The following is a 17,269-nucleotide window of genomic DNA, read 5'->3' as shown; positions in this document are numbered from 1 at the left end:
TTTCAGTCCTTTGAATTCAGTATTGTCAGTAATTTTGGTGTTTCTACTTGTAGTTGAGCAATCAGTGCATCATCCACTTCGACAGCTAACACAGTATCGATTTCACGTTGTGCTTGTGACTCAATCTGTTCTAGTGCTTGCTGTGCCTGTGTTGTGAGAGTATCGAGCATACTTTCAAGCGCTTGTCGTAAATCAGCTAATCGTGGTTGGAGTAACGTCACTGTTTCATCTTTAATGTCAGCTTGTATTTGTTTTTGCACTTGTGGCTGCATAATGTTTTTCTTTGTCAATTGTTTCGGAAGTGCGTTGACCATGTCATCAAAAGAAATCGTTAAAAATGATTGGTCTACAGGCGCAACTTCAATCGTTTCAATATCTGGTAAAAGTATGTGATATTGTTGGAATGATCTAATTTTCGTTGCCATTTCTTGTTGAAATGCTAGGTTAAAGAAAAATTTAATACGCTCAATCATCAATGTTTGTTCTAAATATAACTTTTGATGGATTTGATTCAAATACGCTTTTGTCGATTGTCGTTTTTCCTCATTGAAACTTGTTGTATTCGTCATTTGTGTATTATAAATGGCCTTTACATTATCTAATAATTGAATTTTTAAACGCTTATTCAAGTGATACATTTGATCTTCTATTTCGTTAATCAGTTTTTGACGAATTGCAGTTAAACTTTCCGAATTAAAAATCGTTGTTTGACGCATCTTTTGTAATTGTTGTTTAACATGTTGCATTTTTTCAGCGTTTGCAGTATGGTCTTCAATCATTTGTGTGTAAGACTGCCCGATAGAACGTAACTGGTCATACATTTTGGCTTCTAAAATATGTTTGGATTCAACCTCTGAAAACCGTGAAATGCTCGCTTTCAATTGTTGCACACCGGCGTCCCCTTTAGTTAAAGCAGCACGACTTGATACAGAAAAAATTTCAGGTTGCATTTGTACTTGCATTAACGCATCTGCTACATAGTCACGCACAGCACGTTTATCAACTTCATTTTCAGCTAAATCGGTTGCATTGATGACCATTTTGAAAGCCTGTTGTTCTTTTAACTGATTTATATTTTTCATATGTTCGATAAACGCTTTATCATTGTCAGTAAAAGCGTGATTAAAATAACTCACATATAAAATTAAATCAGAGGTTGTCAGTATTTTCTCTGTTTCATTCGTATGTCGTTGGTTATTCGAATGTAACCCTAATGAGTCCACAATCACTTTGTCTTTCAACCAATCTAGTGGCAATCTTAAATGCACCGTTTGGACGAAAGTCGCATATTCATCTTCAGCACTCCATTTTTGTACGTCAGTAGCTTGAATTTCATGTTTTAAACCTTCAGCGATATACGATTGATACAGGGCATAATTCTTTTCAATCGCATGAATAAATGCAAGACGGCTTTTGTCTATGCGCCCTTTTAATTTTTCTATGTTCGCTTCTAAAAAGGCTTCGATACTGTCAAATTGTTGCCCTTCAAGTTCAAACACATCATTAATTTGTTGGAGCAACATGTCTGGTGTTTTAAACGTAACGTGATACGTATCGCCATAGCCAATCTCAGTAGTTGCCGCTGTTGTCGGGTTAGGTGAACTCGTCAAATAATTGTCCCCTAATAATGCATTAATCAAACTACTTTTACCAGCGCTGAATGTACCAAAAACACCTATTTTAACGGTTTGATGTTGCATTCTTTCCTGTGTTTCCTCAATGTTTTTTACACTTGATTTAAACAATGGGATATTTTTGACAATATCTAATGCTTGGGTCATTTGTGCGTCGTTAATCGGGTTTTTCTCAGCTGTGACAACATCCTCTTGTTGTTGCACATCTTTTTTATTATCTTCATTTGATTTCACTTGATATTGAATTTCTGTGCGATCGATCAAACGGTCCAGCGAATCTTCCATATGAATATAATAATGACGATAATTTTCTGTCTTTAACGACTGAGACAAGTTACGCAATTCAATATAACGTGTATACGCCGAACTATCATTTGATTCATCGACGAGGTGCTCTTCTGCGTGGACATTGTCAATAATGGTATCATCAAGTGGTTCGAGTTCTTTTAAAATATAGTGCTTGATAGCTTTCATGACATCATTTGAGAAAGTTAACACATATTGATTCGTTATTTGAATTTGTGTTTGATACAAATCGGTTATAATGGATGTCGGTAATGTCAATTTTTGGTTTAAAATACGCTGATTCAAACCGGTATCATTAATAAAACGTGTGAGAAATGACAAATCTTCTTGCATCGGTTTAATGATTTGGTGATCAACTTTACTTTGAAGAGCTATCATTAATTCATTAAGGCGTGTTTGACGTTCTTCTTCTGTTTTTTTCTTTTTATTAAACAGTCCAGCGGCTTTAAAATCCTTCGTCATACTTTCCAAACAATAACGAATCGTTTCACGCATGTCGTGTGTCATAATATACGCATTATCAATTATGGAGCGGCGTTTATCTTTTAAATAATGTTTCAACGCTACCGCATCATTCAACAATTGTGCTTCCTCGCTAATCATTTCATTTTGTTGATGTGATTGATACGCTTGATCGAATTGTGTCGCTTCGATGTTGAGTCGTTCTAAAATTTCATCCATTTCATGTTGTAAATAGTTCAATTGATGTTGATGAATAAATTGTTTCATACGTGCAACATAGTCTTTCACAGCTTCACGGTGCTGATCTTGTTCCATAATAAAGGCGCGTAACGCATCGAATTGATTTTGTGGATGTTCAAACTTTGTAATATAAAATGTTTCGAGTAAATCAATATCCCACTCACTCACGGATTGTTCCACACGATTTTGAAATGTTTGAAATGTGAGTTCGTTTTCGTCATGTTTATCAATTTGGTTAATAACGAAAACGACTGGAATGCCTGCACGATTCAGACGTTTCATAAATTGAAAGTTCAGCGCGGATTGTACATGGTTATAATCAACCGTATAGAAAACGATATTACTCGTATACAGAAATTGCTCCGTTTGCATATTGTGTGATTGTACATTGGAATCGACACCTGGTGTATCTTGAAATGTAAAACCTTTATGAAACGCATCACTTTGAATACGAATGTCAATGGACTCAACGTGAAAATTTTCGCGGTTCATTTGTTTGACATCATCATAAGAATTCAATTGTGTATACTTTTGACCTTCGATGTTCGCTGTAATACCAGGCGCCTCTGCAATTGTTACTAATGCAGTATTACTCGTTGTCGGAACGGGTGAACTTGGTAAAATGTCTTGGCCGATAAGACGATTAATGATTGTCGATTTACCTGCTGAAAAATGGCCGACAAAGGTCATAGTGTAGTGGTTTAGATACACCTTTTTAATCATTTGGTTAATCGTATGTATAAAAGCGGAATGATCAGATTTTTCCACTTCTTTTTTTAGTTTATATAAAATATCCAGTTGTTCTTGATTCTGCATAGATATTGGATTCCCCTTGTTTTAAACGTCTTTATTTAAGTATTATATGAGTTTATGGCGATAAATGCCATTGCCGTGATTAAAAATAATGGCATTTTAATATGAGATTGAAAGCAAAAAATAACATCGCACAGTCAATGTACGATGTTAGCTTATATTTTGGTTAATTTTGATATTGGAATGGTTGTGGACGCTTTTTAATTTTGAGGATTTGAGAAATGACATAAATCACGATACCGACCCAAATAAAGCAAAATGTAATAAATTGGTCGACATTAAATGGTTCTTTAAATACAAAAATACCAAGTATAAAGATGAGCGTCGGCCCTACGTATTGAATAAAGCCCATTAATGATAACGGAATACGAATCGCCCCTTCTGAAAATGAGAGTAACGGTAATGCCGTCACAGCGCCTGAAAAGAGCAACCAAAACGTCGACATATTCCATCCGATACTTAAATCAGCTGTTTGCCAAACGATAATTAAATAAATGATCGCCATGGGTGCCGTCGCCAGTGACTCAATAGTAATGCTACTCAATGCTGGCATAGGAACGAGTTTTTTCAGTAAACCATAAATGCCAAATGAAAAAGCTAAAATTAACGAAATATATGGAAATTCGCCTACTTTAAAAGTCATATAAACGACGCCAAGTACAGCAAAGAGAATCGCCACCCATTCGAGACGGTTGAAACGTTCTTTAAAAAATATCATGGATAATAAAATGCTGACGAGCGGATTGATATAATACCCTAAACTTGTTTGTAATACAAAACCAGCATCAATCGCATAAATAAACGTGCCCCAGTTCACCGTCACGATATAGCCTGCTAAAATGATAATCAATAGTTTGAACGGTTTCGCTTTTAGTTGCGCCATATCTTGAGCAAATCGCTGCCATTGCCCGATGATGGGTAAAAGGAGCAGCATAAAAATGAGTGATAAAACGATACGATACATGAGTGTTTCAATCGGATCGACGTCGTGAATGAGTGCCCAATATAATGGCAAAGTGCCCCAAATGACATAAGCCAATAAAGCGAAAAGAATGCCTTTTTTAAATTCTTTATCTTGATACAAAGTACTCCCTCTTTTCGTAAAAATTAAAATGGCTTAAGATTTTTTATTTGCCCAATATTGATAATAAGTTGTTTCAATATAGCCGTTAAACAACTTACGACGCTTTGTAGCTTTACGGTTTACGAGGTATTCAAATTCTTTGTTACTTGTCATAATGTAAAGTGACAAATTCGGATGGTTTTGCATGAGAATGCCGAGATTACGGTACATTTCTTCAACTTCTGCACGGTCACCGATACGTTCACCATACGGCGGGTTACCGATTAGACCAATTGGACCGTCGTGATTAATGGTAAGGGTGTTCACATCTTTGACTTCGAAGCGGATAATATCACCGACACCGACCTCATCTGCATTGCGTTGTGCAATTTCAACCATTTCAGGATCGATATCAGAAGCGTAAATTTCGATTTCTTTATCATAATCGGCGAGTTCATCAGCTTCTGCACGTTTTTGATCATACAGCCCTTTTGGAATGATATCCCATTGTTCTGAAATAAATGAACGATTAAACCCAGGTGCGATATTTTGCGCAATTAAACAAGCTTCAATCGCAATTGTTCCAGAACCACAAAATGGATCTATAAGCGGTGTATCACCTGTCCAATTGGCTAACTTAACTAAACTTGCAGCGAGGGTCTCCTTAATCGGCGCCTCACCTTGCGCCAGACGGTAACCGCGCTTATTCAAACCGGAGCCAGATGTATCAATTGTTAACAAGACTTTATCTTTTAAAATAGCGACTTCTACAGGGTATTTTGCGCCTGATTCATCCAACCAACCTGACACTTGATGTGCATTTTTCAATCGTTCGACAATTGCTTTTTTAGTAATCGCCTGCACATCAGGAACACTAAATAACTTTGATTTTAAACTACGTCCTTGTACTGGAAATTGACCATCTGTTGGGATGAATTGTTCCCATGGTAGATTTTTCGTTTGTTCGAATAATGAATCAAAGGTTACAGCTTCAAATTGTCCAACGATAAGTTTGACACGGTCTGCAGTACGTAACCATAAATTGGCTTTAACGATGGCAGATGCGTCTCCTTCAAAATAAATACGTCCATTTTCTACGCGTGTGTCGTAGCCTAAATCCTGGACTTCTTTCGCGACGATTGATTCAAGCCCCATTGGACAAACTGCTAATAGTTGATACACGAAAATTCCTCCTTTTGAATATTGGTTTATGTACTAAATTTTCATCATTGTTTTTATGTTTATTTAATTTATTATGTTATCGATATTCGGTTTTATTGTTTGCGCGCTTGGGTTCTCATTCTTTATTCAGTTTAACAGTCCGCTACGCAAAAGATTTCTATGTGTCTATAGTAAAGATAAGTCCTCTCTATTGATACTGATTCTTATTTCATGAGTTGTCAAGACAAACTGAAGGGCTGGAACGTCTTGTTCCAGCCCTAAGGTGACTAGTCTGAGATATTTCTATAAGCCATGTTCTGTACTGATGTACTCATTACGTGCACTAGTTACACTGGTACTTCAGTTGTAATCATCTGTCTGAAAAGTATGCTGTACTTTTCCTCGTCTATACGTTGAATTCCGTTAGACAAGTGCTCCTACCAAATTTGGATTGCTCACTCGAGGGGTTTACCGCGTTCCACCTTCATTATTTCTAATAAAGCTACGTCACTGTGGCACTTTCAAACTAATGTAACCGTATCAAAAGACTTAGGTTAGGTCGTTGCCGTCAATATCGAATATTGCCTTGACTTATTGTTTCATCAAGCACGAACACTACAGTCATCTCAGACTGTGTGAGCATGGACTTTCCTCTATATGTCGTAACATATAGCGATTACACGAAATATCCTCAAAAAATTATAGCATTTTTCAATTAAAAAACAATCCCTATTTTCCAAAGACTGCTTTTTCAAGGTTAGAAATTCGTTTTAAAATATCTACGTTATTATTTTGGTTTGAACTTTGATTTGCGAAACTCTTATTATCTTGAGGTCGACTAGAGGCAACACGAATACGTAAATCTTCAATCTCTTTTTTTAGTTTGTGATTTTCTTCTGATAATTTGATGACTTCATTATTTAAGTCTGACATTTTTTGATAATCCGCAATAATATCGTCTAAAAAAGCATCCACTTCTTGGGGACGATAGCCACGAACCATTGTCTTTTCAAAGTCTTTTTCGTAAATATCTTTTGCTGATAATTTTAACGAAACATCTGACATTTGTTCCACCTCATTTGATTTAAATTTCTTCGGATCATTGTAAATCATTGATAAAGTTCGTCATTTCGTCAAACGTCACAATATCACAAGTATAGTTTGTTTTTTCAACAAAATCAACTAACTTCTTTTTGAAAAATTGTGGGCTTGCGGGTTGTTCTTCATCATAAATTAGTACAGTGATATCCGTATGGTCCAACATAAATTGATCCGCTTGTTCAAACCGAAACGGTCCTTCGTATGTATGCTGATGCACACTGTTGACATAATCACTCTTTTCGATTATCTGTTGATATTTGAGCTGATTTTGCTCATTCCATTTAGATGTGTGTTCTAAAAATGGTGTAATGACGCCTAATTTTAGCTCGGGATAATCTTCTTTCAACGCAATGACACACTCGGCACTCCATAATTCAATACCCAATTGCCCTTGGATTAACACCCATTCTAAACCTTGATCTATATACTGAATTAATTTTTGCGTTATAAATTTTTTTAAATAGGTCACTTCAGGTGCATGTTCATTGAATATTTGCAGTTCGTAAGACTTGTAACCTGTGAAATACATTGCCTTAAACATGTCCGTCACGCTCCATTTGTGATAAGTAGTTCAGATCGTGTTGTACGGCTTTAAATTGATCTAAAAATAATTTTTTGCTCGTTGTGGATTGATGGCATGCGACTGCGATCTCTGACATTAAAGATGACATACGTTGCAATTTTTGTGCATTGAAATATTTTTGTTTTGAAATGGTGTCTTGATAGTGCTGTAATGATTGCAAGTGAGCATCAACTTGTTGGACGAACGGTTGAACTTCTTTATAAAAATCATATTGTCTTCCTGCTCGAGCTACTTTAAAACGTTGTGAAATAGTTGCTAAATCGTGAATCAACTGTTGTATGACAATTTGCATAAATCTAAACACCTTTCATTAAACTAAATTAATTTTATCATAATGTGTTGAAATATTTTAACAGGAATTGATTTTAGGTCACGTTAAACGACTATGTATGTTACAATAATGTCAGTTTATGAATCCTTTCGATTTATAAAACGCCTATCCTATCATGTTTATAGGGCAAAAAAACATGGATTGTAGGTGAGACAAATGAATTATCCAAACGGTAAGCCATTTAAGCAGAGTCAGACTCAAGACGGAAGTACGAGGACAAACAAATCGAGTAAAATTAAATACGGTGGGCGCGGTATGACATTGGAAAATGATATTGAAAGCTCCAACCAATATTATTTGAAGACAGAACGCGCTGTGATTCATAAGAAACCAACACCTGTGCAAATTGTCCATGTGGATTATCCAAAACGCAGTCAAGCTGTAATTAAAGAGGCTTATTTTCGAACGCCTTCAACTACTGATTATAATGGTGTTTATAAGGGCTATTACATTGATTTTGAGGCAAAGGAAACGAAAAACAAAACATCTTTTCCGTTACAAAATATCCATGCGCATCAAGTTGAACATATGAAGCAAGCAGTGGCCCATGGAGGGATTGTCTTTTTGCTACTCCGCTTTAAAGGAATCAATGAAGTTTATCTCTTGCCGTTTAAGCGATTTTTTCCGTTTTGGGAGCGCTACTTAAAAAATGGAAAAAAATCAATTAAGGTTGAAGAAATTCAAGAAAATGGTTACTATATTCCTTATCAGTATCAACCCAGATTAGATTACCTCAATGCAGTTGATAAGTTGATATTAGATGAAAGTGAGGACCGCTTATGACGGAAAAGAAAGGGACTTCCAAGCAAACGAAAAAGAAGTCCGGTCAAAAAAAGAATAAGAACATCAAGCGTACGATCATTAAAGTGTTGAGCTTTTTAGTATTAGCATTTGTCATCTTAGCACTCTTATCTGTATTGCTTTTCGCATATTATGCCTGGAAAGCACCTGCATTTAACGAGTCTAAACTCCAGGATCCAAGTCCAGCAAAAATTTATGATAAAGATGATGAATTAGTGAAGACGCTTGATAATGGTGCAAGACGAGAGCATGTGGATTTAAAAGATGTTCCCGATACGATGAAAAATGCAGTGCTTGCAACTGAAGACAACCGTTTTTATGATCACGGTGCACTCGATTACAAACGTTTGTTCGGTGCCGTATTGAAAAATATTACGGGCGGCTTTGGTTCACAAGGTGCTTCGACGTTAACACAACAAGTGGTTAAACGTACGTTTTTAACAGACCAAAAGTCGATTGAACGTAAAGCGCAAGAAGCCTACCTATCTTATCGTTTAGAACAGGAATATTCTAAAGATGAAATTTTCCAAATGTATCTCAACAAAATTTACTACTCTGATGGTGTGTATGGGGTTAAGGCTGCAGCAAGATACTACTTTGATAAAGATTTAAAAGATCTGAACTTAGCTGAATCGGCGTATCTCGCAGGTCTGCCGCAAGTTCCTAATACTTATAACATTTATGACCATCCAGAAGAAGCTGAAAAACGTAAAGACACAGTATTGTACTTGATGGCATATCATCACCGCATTTCTGAAAAAGAGAAAAAAGAAGCGCAAGATACGCCAATTACTGAAAATCTCGTGCAACGTTCAGCTGAAGATAGACAAATTAAACCAGACGATGATTCAGAACAATACAATTCTTATGTGAACTTTGTGAAGCAAGAGCTTATGAACAATCCTGAATTTAAAGGACAGAATTTATCTGACATTCTTAACAGTGGTATTAAAATTTACACTTACATGGATAAAGATGCTCAAAACAGCTTACAAAACCGTATTGATAATGGTGGTTATTATAAAAATGAAGATCAGATGGTGGGTTCAACAATCGTAGACAGCCAAACTGGTGCTTTAGTTGCCATTTCAGGTGGTCGTAACTATAAAGATGTCGTTGAGCGTAACCAAGCGACTGACGCACATCCAACTGGTTCGACATTGAAGCCATTCTTAGCGTATGGTCCAGCAATTGACAATATGCAATGGGCAACCAACCACTCTATTCAAGACGAATCAGCTTACAATATTGATGGTGCCACATTTAGAAACTATGACCAACAAAGTCACGGTACGGTATCCATTTATGATGCATTACGTCAAAGTTTTAACATTCCAGCATTGAAAACATGGCAACAAGTCAAATCCCAAGCTGGTAACAATGCACCGACTGATTTTGCGAAAAAAGTTGGTTTAGAGTATGAAAATACAGATATTGGTCCTTCAGAAGTATTAGGTGGTTCATCTTCTGAATTCTCACCTACGCAACTTGCTTCAGCCTATGCATCATTTGCAAATGGTGGTACGTACAACAAAGCACATTCAATCAAAAAAGTTGTAGAAGCAAATGGTAATACAATTGAATTTGATTTTACGAGCCATAAAGCAATGAATGACTACACAGCATACATGATTACTGAGATTTTAAAAGGTACATTTGAAGCATACGGTTCTGCTTATGGTAACAAAGTCGATGGTGTGAACATGGCAGCTAAAACAGGTACAGGTACGTATGGTGCAGAAACATATCAACAGTATAATTTACCTGATTCAGCAGCTAAAGACGTATGGATTTCGGGGTTCACACCGAAATATACAATGTCTGTATGGATGGGCTTTAGTGAAGTGAAACAATACGGTCAAAACTCATTCGTTGGCAGTAGTGAACAAAAATATCCACAATTACTCTTTAGAGATGTAATGAGCGATATTAGTCCACGTGATGGTTCAGACTTTACACGTCCTGACTCTGTTGCAGGTAGTGGAAAGAGCTTATATGTTGCAAAATCACCTGATGGCAATACAACAAGCAACTTTACAGAATCAAGTAATGGGACAAACAGTGGTTCAAGTTCTAACAACAGCAGAAATGGTAACAACGGTCAGAATTTGAGCAATGGCAATAACAATTCACAACAAAGTAACAACAATAATAGCAATAATAACGGTAATGGTATTTTCGGTAACTTATTTGGTCGTTAAAATGCCATACAAAAAGGAGCAGGGACAGCATGAGCGCCCCGCTCCTTTTTGTATTCGTCTTTTCACTTATATAAAACAAAAAGTAAAGGTGAAGAACATAAAAGCTTTTGATGAGATTGATGCAATATTTTGATTAAATTTGCCCTCTGCCTATGATTCTATGATTTGTGGTTCTTGATTGCCTGCATGGCTTCGCTTTTCGATGGGAGTCCTCCTACAGCTAATTAACACTTGATTAAACTATTACATTTGTTGCAGCGTTAATAGATTTCTGTACTGCACTCGTGATCAAAAGCGTGCGCATTGAGGAGTCAGACAGCTACTGCGATAAACAGTAACCACTATTAAAGTAAAAAAGGAATTGTAAGCAATATGCACACATTCCCACAGGAGTCTCAGCCTTCTGAGCAATCTTATTTCAAATACAGGGGACTGATGGCAAGATTATAAAACCAAGAAACTCAATCACATCCATTTTTGTATCCCGCTCCTCGTTCGTTTTCAAACTGTTTTATAGTCATTAATGAATCATATGTTTAAAAATCGTAGGAATGGGACTGGGAAAACTCAATGCCCCATTCCTTTGATAAATTTCAAAGGAATATCATGTATGAAATAGATGCATCCATGGTTGCCATCACATTACAATAAGCGATGGCGTGCACGATATGCTGCATACATCTTCACTAATTCAGATTTCAGCGTCTTCATTTGTTGATATCCCATATAATGATGCTTACGTGTTTCGATATATGCAAAACGTTCATCAATATTGAACGGCACAATACGTAAACTTTCCTGAGTCACTAGCCGATAATTTTCCACTTCATTAATCACGTTAAAGTAACGAATTAACAAATTATAATATTCATCCAACAACGTAACCGATGCATCATGACCAATTTTACGCTGTTTCGCGTATTCGTCTAATGCTCCTTCTAATTTTGACATATTTGCAATGATTTCTTGATGATTCATGATGATGCACCTGCCGCTTTTTTCAATGATGCACGATAACGTTTTTGTCCTTCACGACAATCCTCAAACAATGGACAGACACCACACTTTGGTTTTTTCGCTAAACAGTGATAACGACCGAAAAAGATCAATTGATGATGACTTTTCGTCCAACGTTCTCGTGGTATGATCGATGTGAGTCGACGTTCTACTTCTGTCACACTATCTTTCCAGCGACAAATGCCTAAACGTTTCGACACACGTTCGACATGTGTATCAACAGCGAGTGCAGGTTCCCCAAATGCTACACTCATGACGACATTCGCCGTTTTTCGCCCTACACCAGCTAACCCTTCTAGTTGTTCATGGGTATGTGGCACGATTCCATCATATTGATCGAGTAAAGATTGCGATAGTTTTTGAATATTTTTTGCTTTATTACGGTAGAGCCCAATTGAACGAATATCTTGTTGTAACTCTTCTAAATCCACAGCTAAATAGTCTTCTGGCGTGTGATACTTCTGAAATAAGTCCTTAGTCACACGGTTCACCGTATTGTCGGTACATTGTGCTGAGAGTAAAACAGCTATCGTTAATTCGAATGGGTTTTCATGTACAAGTTCGCATTGTGCATCTGGAAACATTTGATCAATGACATCAATCATTTCAAGTGCTTTCTTTTTACTTATCAAAAGGATTCTCTCCTTTCAGCCAATTAAATTTCGGAATGTGTTCTGTTTTTTGAGTAGGTTGTTGAGGTTGCTTTTTAAATTTTGCCCGTATCGGTTGTGCGTCTTTAACTGTTGAGACATTATTTTTTTGCCAATTGAGTAAAATACGATCAATATATTTGAGTGACGTTTTTTGGTGTGCCAACGCTTCATCAATTGCCGCATCAATTAATTCAATGGCATAATGATCGACGTCAATCCATTGGTTAAGATGTTCAATTTCTAGTGGTGATAATGCCCGCCCAAATGCAGTTTCGATTTTTTTAAACACCATTTTAAATGCTTCTTCTTCAGACGTCGTTTCTTTAGATGTTTCGATTTGTTTAAAAATAGAAGCCAATTGTTCGTAAAAGCCATCAAGATTAATATATTCAGTGAATTTACCTTCATTATTTTTTTCAACGCGCATCGCCAATAAACCGAGTTGAATCAATTTTTGTATAATCGCGGTCACTTCTGATGATTGCATCGTTGTCCCCTTTTTTAACACATCAATAGAAGGCTGCTCATTAGAAGATTCATAAGCATATAAAATTTTTATTAAAATCACTAAATCATTTTCGTTAAGGCCCAATTCTTGATAATGCTCAAGTAATTCAAAGCGAATCACAACAGGCCGTATTTGCAATTCTCGTTGGTTCATTAGTTACCCTCCTATATCGCCGTCATGTGACAACAATGTATTCTTGACGCACCGCTATAGTTAGAATAAAAAGAGAGTGAGTGTGAAATCCCTATTGTCAAAGAATTTCATCTTCTCACCCCCGTAAAAGATGTGGCGATGGTATGCCCATCAACATCATTACATTGGCATCTCTTATGGATACAAACGATTTAACAAGCGTGGGAATGGTGATGTTTCACGCACATGTTCCACACCGGCAATCCATGCGACAGTACGTTCTAAGCCTAAACCGAAACCACTGTGCGGTACACTACCATATTTACGTAAATCTATGTAATATTGATAGCTTTCTGTATCAAGCTGATGTTCATCGATACGTTGTTCTAACAACTCGAGGTCGTTAATACGCTCAGAGCCACCGATAATTTCGCCATAGCCTTCAGGTGCAATTAAATCCGCACAAAGCACTGTGTCTTCATTTTCTGGATTTGGTTGCATGTAGAATGGTTTAATTTTTGTTGGATAATTCACAATGAATACAGGCAAGTCGTAATGGTTGGCAATCGCTGTTTCGTGTGGTGCACCGAAGTCATCGCCCCATTTAATATCATCAAACCCTGCTTCATGTAAAAACTTAATCGCATCATCATAAGAAATACGTGGAAATGGCGCTTGAACTTTTTCTAATTTTGATGTGTCGCGTTCTAATAATTTAAGTTCGATTTGACAATTTTTAAGCACGGATTGTACGACATATGAAACATACGCCTCTTGTACTTCTAAACTCTCTTCATGTGTTGTAAAGGCCATTTCAGGTTCAATCATCCAGAATTCAATTAAATGGCGACGTGTTTTAGATTTTTCGGCACGGAATGTCGGACCGAATGAAAATACTTTTCCGTAAGCCATTGCCGCAGCTTCCATGTAAAGTTGTCCACTTTGTGATAAAAAGGCATCTTCATCAAAGTATTTTGTATGGAACAATTCACTTGTGCCTTCAGGTGCACTTGCTGTTAAAATCGGTGGATCAATTTTCGTGAAGCCATTTTCATTAAAGAACTCATATGTTGCACGGATGATTTCGTTACGAATTTTCATCACAGCGTGTTGTTTTTTAGAACGTAACCATAAATGGCGGTGATCCATTAAAAATTCAGTACCATGATTTTTAGGTGTAATCGGATAGTCGTGTGCTTCGTGAATCACTTCAATATTTTTGACTTGCATCTCATAACCTAAGTCTGAGCGGTTGTCTTCAGTAATTTCACCAGTCACATACAATGATGTTTCTTGTGTTAATGATTTCGCACGTTGAAAGATGTCCTCGTCAACATCTGCTTTAACGACCACACCTTGCATAAACCCTGTACCGTCACGCAATTGTAAGAATGCGATTTTACCACTTGAACGTTTATTCGCTAGCCAAGCACCAATCGTGACTTCTTGGCCAATTTTATTCTTTGCTTCTTTAATCGTTGTTTTCATAACCATTCTCCTATTTGTTTTAATACTGTTATTATTTTAACAAAACTATTGCCGAACTTCTACCACATCATGATTGATCGAGTTGAGATTGCATTTGATGGAGCAATTGTCCAAACTGTTTGATGTTGCCTTCATGTTGTTGAAAATGTGTAAACGTATTTTGGAAAAAGTGACGATATTGACTGTGGATTAAACGATTATCAAAAGAAACGACAATCCCTTGATCATTTTCATTTCTCAAAAGGCGACCTAAACCTTGTCTGAATCGCAACACAGCTTCAGGTAAGACATAATCTTTAAAAACATTGTCAAACTCATTGGCAAGTAACATCGGTTTGACGGCATGATGATTCATAAATGGTAATTTCGCAATCATGACACATTTAATACCGTGCGCCTGATAATCAAATCCTTCAAAAAATGTACTCGTCCCTAGTAATATTGCTTTATCAAAATGATTGAACTGTTGCACGATTTTATAATTTTGACTTTGTTGCTGTGACAATATCACATAATCGTCAAATTCAGCCATTTGATTTAAATAATCCATCACATTGTATAACATTTTATAGCTCGTGAAGAGAACGAGACACTTACTGTCCACAGTCGTGACGTAACGGGCAATATATTCCACAATCGTTTGGATATATTCTTCTTGATTTTGATAATTGTAACGTTTAATATCATTCGGCACAAAGATGTGTGCATTGGCGTTATGTTGATGTTCTGACGTAATCTTGTACGTTTGGAAATGCACATCTTCTTCAAACCACTTTTGATAATTTTTAAAGGAGCCATTAAACGTCAGTGTGCCTGAAACGAACGAAATCGATTCGAACTGTTTTAAAATTTTCTCCGTTAACAGATGTTTGATCGATGCGTCTTTAAGATGAATTTTAATCGTCGACTTTTGTTGGACATTTTTTAACGTAATATAAAACAAATGCCCTGCTTTCAACCCCGTTTCGATTTCTCGTAATTGATCCACAATATAAAGCAAATGTTTACGCAGCGTTTTGACCACTTTATGTTTCATATTATTGAAATGCTCAAGTGTGACATTAATTTTGGAAATGTATTGATGTAACAACGGAATCAATTGATCGCGTTTCATATCATAGGCATAATGTAATTTCGATGTTTCATCATCATATAACTGACCTTCATGCACTTGATTGAAAATATGGTCAAAAAAGTGTTCGTTCATATCGTGAATTTCATTAATGTCTTGCTTAATGCTAAAAACATCAATCGGTGGAATATCTAACTTTTGTAAAATACGTTGTTGCTCGAGTTGATCGATTTGTTTTAGCAGTTTTTCATTTTCTGTTTTACCGATTAGCCCTAATTGGTACTTAATATCGGCATAACCGAACGCATGAATGGCACAATCAATCGCATAGTCGGGCAATCGATGTGCTTCATCAATAATGCAATGTTTGAACATTTGATAGAGTGTATGTTCAGGTGATGAATATAACAAATGCGCATGATTTGTAATGCCGATTTGAATTTTGGATGCATTCGTTCGAATATGGTTGTAATAATGAAAATCTTTACGTATAGGAACATACGTTTCGATTTTTTGTTCAAAATACATTTTTTGGCCACCGCGTAAGTTCAGTTCTTGAATATCACCTGTCCGTGTTTCTAATATCCAGATGAGCAATTGCATTTTTAATAAATTAACATCATAATTGGTCGTTTCATCTTTTAATACTTGGCTGATGAGACCTAGCGAGATATAGTCTTGTTTACTTTTGATTAACGTCGCATTGATCGATACATTAAGTGCTTCGTTAATTTTCGGAATATCTTGTAATAACAATTGATTTTGTAACATTTTTGTATTCGTTGAAATCATGACGTGTTCGCCTGTCTCAATATAATACATTAAAGATGCGACTAAATAAGCTAATGATTTTCCACTACCAGTATCGGCTTCAATAAGTGCTTTTTCGTTATGCATTAACTGGTCAAACACAATTTGCGCCATATAAAGCTGTTCTTCACGATATTGGTAATGACAGACGTCGACAATTGTTTGATATAAAGCGGTCAAATTACCGTCAAACTGAATGTGACTGACTTCAAAATCAGGTGGGGCAAGATAATAAATTTGTTCAAACTGATTTAATCCAGTCATTTCTTTTGTCGCATCATGTAAACGGACTTGTTCGAAAAAATAGTCGTCCAATTGATATTTTAATTGTTTGCTTAAATAATAGAGCTGTTTCTTCGTGTTAATCGGTAAAACCTCGAACTTCTCAAACGCCAAAATCATGATACGCGCTGTTGTATACGCGTCTTCATCTGCGCGGTGTGCTTGTGTAAGCGGAATACCTAATGATTCGGCTAACTCTGTCAGTTGATAGCTTTTCTCTGTTGGAAACGCAATTTTAAAGAGTTCCAATGTATCAATGACTTTTTTCGGTTGGTAATGAATATGACATTTTTTGAATGAACGTTTTAAAAAATTAAGATCGAAATTTACATTATGTGCGACGAAAATACAATCTTTAATTTTTGAATAAATTTTATGTGCGACTTCTTTAAAATAAGGTGCTTGATTTAACATTTCTTCTTCAATGGAAGTCAATGCTTGTATAAAAGTCGGAATTGTTAAATCGGTTTTGATCATTGAGTGATAGTGGTCAATAATTTGGTTGTTACGAACAAAAGTAATACCTATTTGAATAATCTCATCATAATCTGCTTGGTTGCCTGTCGTTTCAAGATCGACAACAGCATAACAGGGTTGATGCGCCATATGCC

The 17,269-nt window shown here is 36.3% G+C and carries 13 protein-coding genes and 1 other RNA gene; 2 read left to right on the top strand and 12 right to left on the bottom strand.

The genetic code is table 11. The features are described 5' to 3' along the window. Positions 1-2 precede the first annotated feature (2 nt). The 7 genes from P3U61_RS06575 to P3U61_RS06545 all read right to left on the bottom strand — a co-directional run bounded on the left by P3U61_RS06575 (position 3) and on the right by P3U61_RS06545 (position 7,655). Positions 3-3,458 carry a dynamin family protein gene (locus P3U61_RS06575; protein WP_187525771.1) on the bottom strand — a complete coding sequence of 1,152 codons (3,456 nt, stop codon included), beginning with the start codon at positions 3,456-3,458 and terminating at the stop codon, positions 3-5. Between the two features lie 163 nt (positions 3,459-3,621). Continuing rightward, positions 3,622-4,539: an EamA family transporter RarD gene (gene rarD, locus P3U61_RS06570; RefSeq protein WP_096533732.1), complete on the bottom strand. Its 918-nt coding sequence runs from the start codon at positions 4,537-4,539 to the stop codon at positions 3,622-3,624. 33 nt (positions 4,540-4,572) lie between these two features. Further along, positions 4,573-5,700 (bottom strand): THUMP domain-containing class I SAM-dependent RNA methyltransferase, encoded by a 1,128-nt coding sequence (locus tag P3U61_RS06565; RefSeq protein WP_063278739.1) that lies wholly within the window; start codon positions 5,698-5,700, stop codon positions 4,573-4,575. Between the two features lie 280 nt (positions 5,701-5,980). Next, positions 5,981-6,367, bottom strand: an RNA gene (gene rnpB / locus P3U61_RS06560) — RNase P RNA component class B. Between the two features lie 41 nt (positions 6,368-6,408). After that, complete coding sequence (gpsB, locus tag P3U61_RS06555) at positions 6,409-6,744, bottom strand: cell division regulator GpsB (RefSeq protein WP_014613910.1); 336 nt, start codon at positions 6,742-6,744, stop codon at positions 6,409-6,411. A 34-nt stretch (positions 6,745-6,778) separates the two neighbouring features. Further along, entirely contained in the window at positions 6,779-7,321 is a 543-nt protein-coding gene (locus P3U61_RS06550; protein WP_323695683.1) for an SLOG family protein, read from the bottom strand. Then, the gene (locus P3U61_RS06545; RefSeq protein WP_014613908.1) at positions 7,314-7,655 is read right to left on the bottom strand and encodes a DUF1798 family protein; all 342 of its coding nucleotides are present in this window, start codon (positions 7,653-7,655) and stop codon (positions 7,314-7,316) included. Before P3U61_RS06545 ends, P3U61_RS06550 begins: the two co-directional genes overlap by 8 nt. A gap of 195 nt (positions 7,656-7,850) precedes the next feature. Between P3U61_RS06545 and recU the strand changes: the two genes are divergently transcribed. After that, a complete protein-coding gene (recU, locus tag P3U61_RS06540; RefSeq protein WP_014613907.1) occupies positions 7,851-8,477 on the top strand; it encodes a Holliday junction resolvase RecU in 627 nt (208 codons plus the stop codon). Continuing rightward, the gene (locus tag P3U61_RS06535; RefSeq protein WP_014613906.1) at positions 8,474-10,696 is read left to right on the top strand and encodes a transglycosylase domain-containing protein; all 2,223 of its coding nucleotides are present in this window, start codon (positions 8,474-8,476) and stop codon (positions 10,694-10,696) included. The genes recU and P3U61_RS06535 overlap by 4 nt, the downstream gene beginning before the upstream one ends. A 642-nt stretch (positions 10,697-11,338) precedes the next feature. Here P3U61_RS06535 and P3U61_RS06530 read toward each other — a convergent pair. From P3U61_RS06530 to P3U61_RS06510, 5 genes are all read right to left on the bottom strand, one after another. Further along, the gene (locus P3U61_RS06530) at positions 11,339-11,674 is read right to left on the bottom strand and encodes a YpoC family protein (RefSeq protein ID WP_014613905.1); all 336 of its coding nucleotides are present in this window, start codon (positions 11,672-11,674) and stop codon (positions 11,339-11,341) included. Continuing rightward, entirely contained in the window at positions 11,671-12,345 is a 675-nt protein-coding gene (nth, locus tag P3U61_RS06525) for an endonuclease III (protein ID WP_014613904.1), read from the bottom strand. Before nth ends, P3U61_RS06530 begins: the two co-directional genes overlap by 4 nt. Continuing rightward, positions 12,335-13,027 carry a DnaD domain-containing protein gene (locus P3U61_RS06520; RefSeq protein WP_014613903.1) on the bottom strand — a complete coding sequence of 231 codons (693 nt, stop codon included), beginning with the start codon at positions 13,025-13,027 and terminating at the stop codon, positions 12,335-12,337. Before P3U61_RS06520 ends, nth begins: the two co-directional genes overlap by 11 nt. 174 nt (positions 13,028-13,201) lie before the next feature. Then, positions 13,202-14,494, bottom strand: coding sequence for an asparagine--tRNA ligase (asnS, locus tag P3U61_RS06515; RefSeq protein WP_065354225.1), 1,293 nt, complete (start codon positions 14,492-14,494; stop codon positions 13,202-13,204). Between the two features lie 67 nt (positions 14,495-14,561). After that, positions 14,562-17,264: a helicase C-terminal domain-containing protein gene (locus P3U61_RS06510; protein ID WP_065354224.1), complete on the bottom strand. Its 2,703-nt coding sequence runs from the start codon at positions 17,262-17,264 to the stop codon at positions 14,562-14,564. Positions 17,265-17,269: the final 5 nt, after the last annotated feature.

Origin of the sequence: Staphylococcus pseudintermedius, assembly GCF_034042775.1 — a bacterium.
Classification (GTDB): Bacteria; Bacillota; Bacilli; order Staphylococcales; family Staphylococcaceae; genus Staphylococcus; species Staphylococcus pseudintermedius.
This window is presented reverse-complemented; position numbering and strand designations above follow the sequence as displayed.

What these genes read in the sequence shown, in the direction of transcription:
- P3U61_RS06550 (WP_323695683.1), bottom strand. Translation starts at nt 7,321, where the DNA reads ATGTTTAAGGCAATGTATTTCACAGGTTACAAGTCTTACGAACTGCAA.
- asnS (WP_065354225.1), bottom strand. Translation starts at nt 14,494, where the DNA reads ATGAAAACAACGATTAAAGAAGCAAAGAATAAAATTGGCCAAGAAGTC.
- P3U61_RS06530 (WP_014613905.1), bottom strand. Translation starts at nt 11,674, where the DNA reads ATGAATCATCAAGAAATCATTGCAAATATGTCAAAATTAGAAGGAGCA.
- gpsB (WP_014613910.1), bottom strand. Translation starts at nt 6,744, where the DNA reads ATGTCAGATGTTTCGTTAAAATTATCAGCAAAAGATATTTACGAAAAA.
- P3U61_RS06575 (WP_187525771.1), bottom strand. Translation starts at nt 3,458, where the DNA reads ATGCAGAATCAAGAACAACTGGATATTTTATATAAACTAAAAAAAGAA.
- P3U61_RS06545 (WP_014613908.1), bottom strand. Translation starts at nt 7,655, where the DNA reads ATGCAAATTGTCATACAACAGTTGATTCACGATTTAGCAACTATTTCA.
- P3U61_RS06520 (WP_014613903.1), bottom strand. Translation starts at nt 13,027, where the DNA reads ATGAACCAACGAGAATTGCAAATACGGCCTGTTGTGATTCGCTTTGAA.
- recU (WP_014613907.1), top strand. Translation starts at nt 7,851, where the DNA reads ATGAATTATCCAAACGGTAAGCCATTTAAGCAGAGTCAGACTCAAGAC.
- P3U61_RS06510 (WP_065354224.1), bottom strand. Translation starts at nt 17,264, where the DNA reads ATGGCGCATCAACCCTGTTATGCTGTTGTCGATCTTGAAACGACAGGC.
- P3U61_RS06535 (WP_014613906.1), top strand. Translation starts at nt 8,474, where the DNA reads ATGACGGAAAAGAAAGGGACTTCCAAGCAAACGAAAAAGAAGTCCGGT.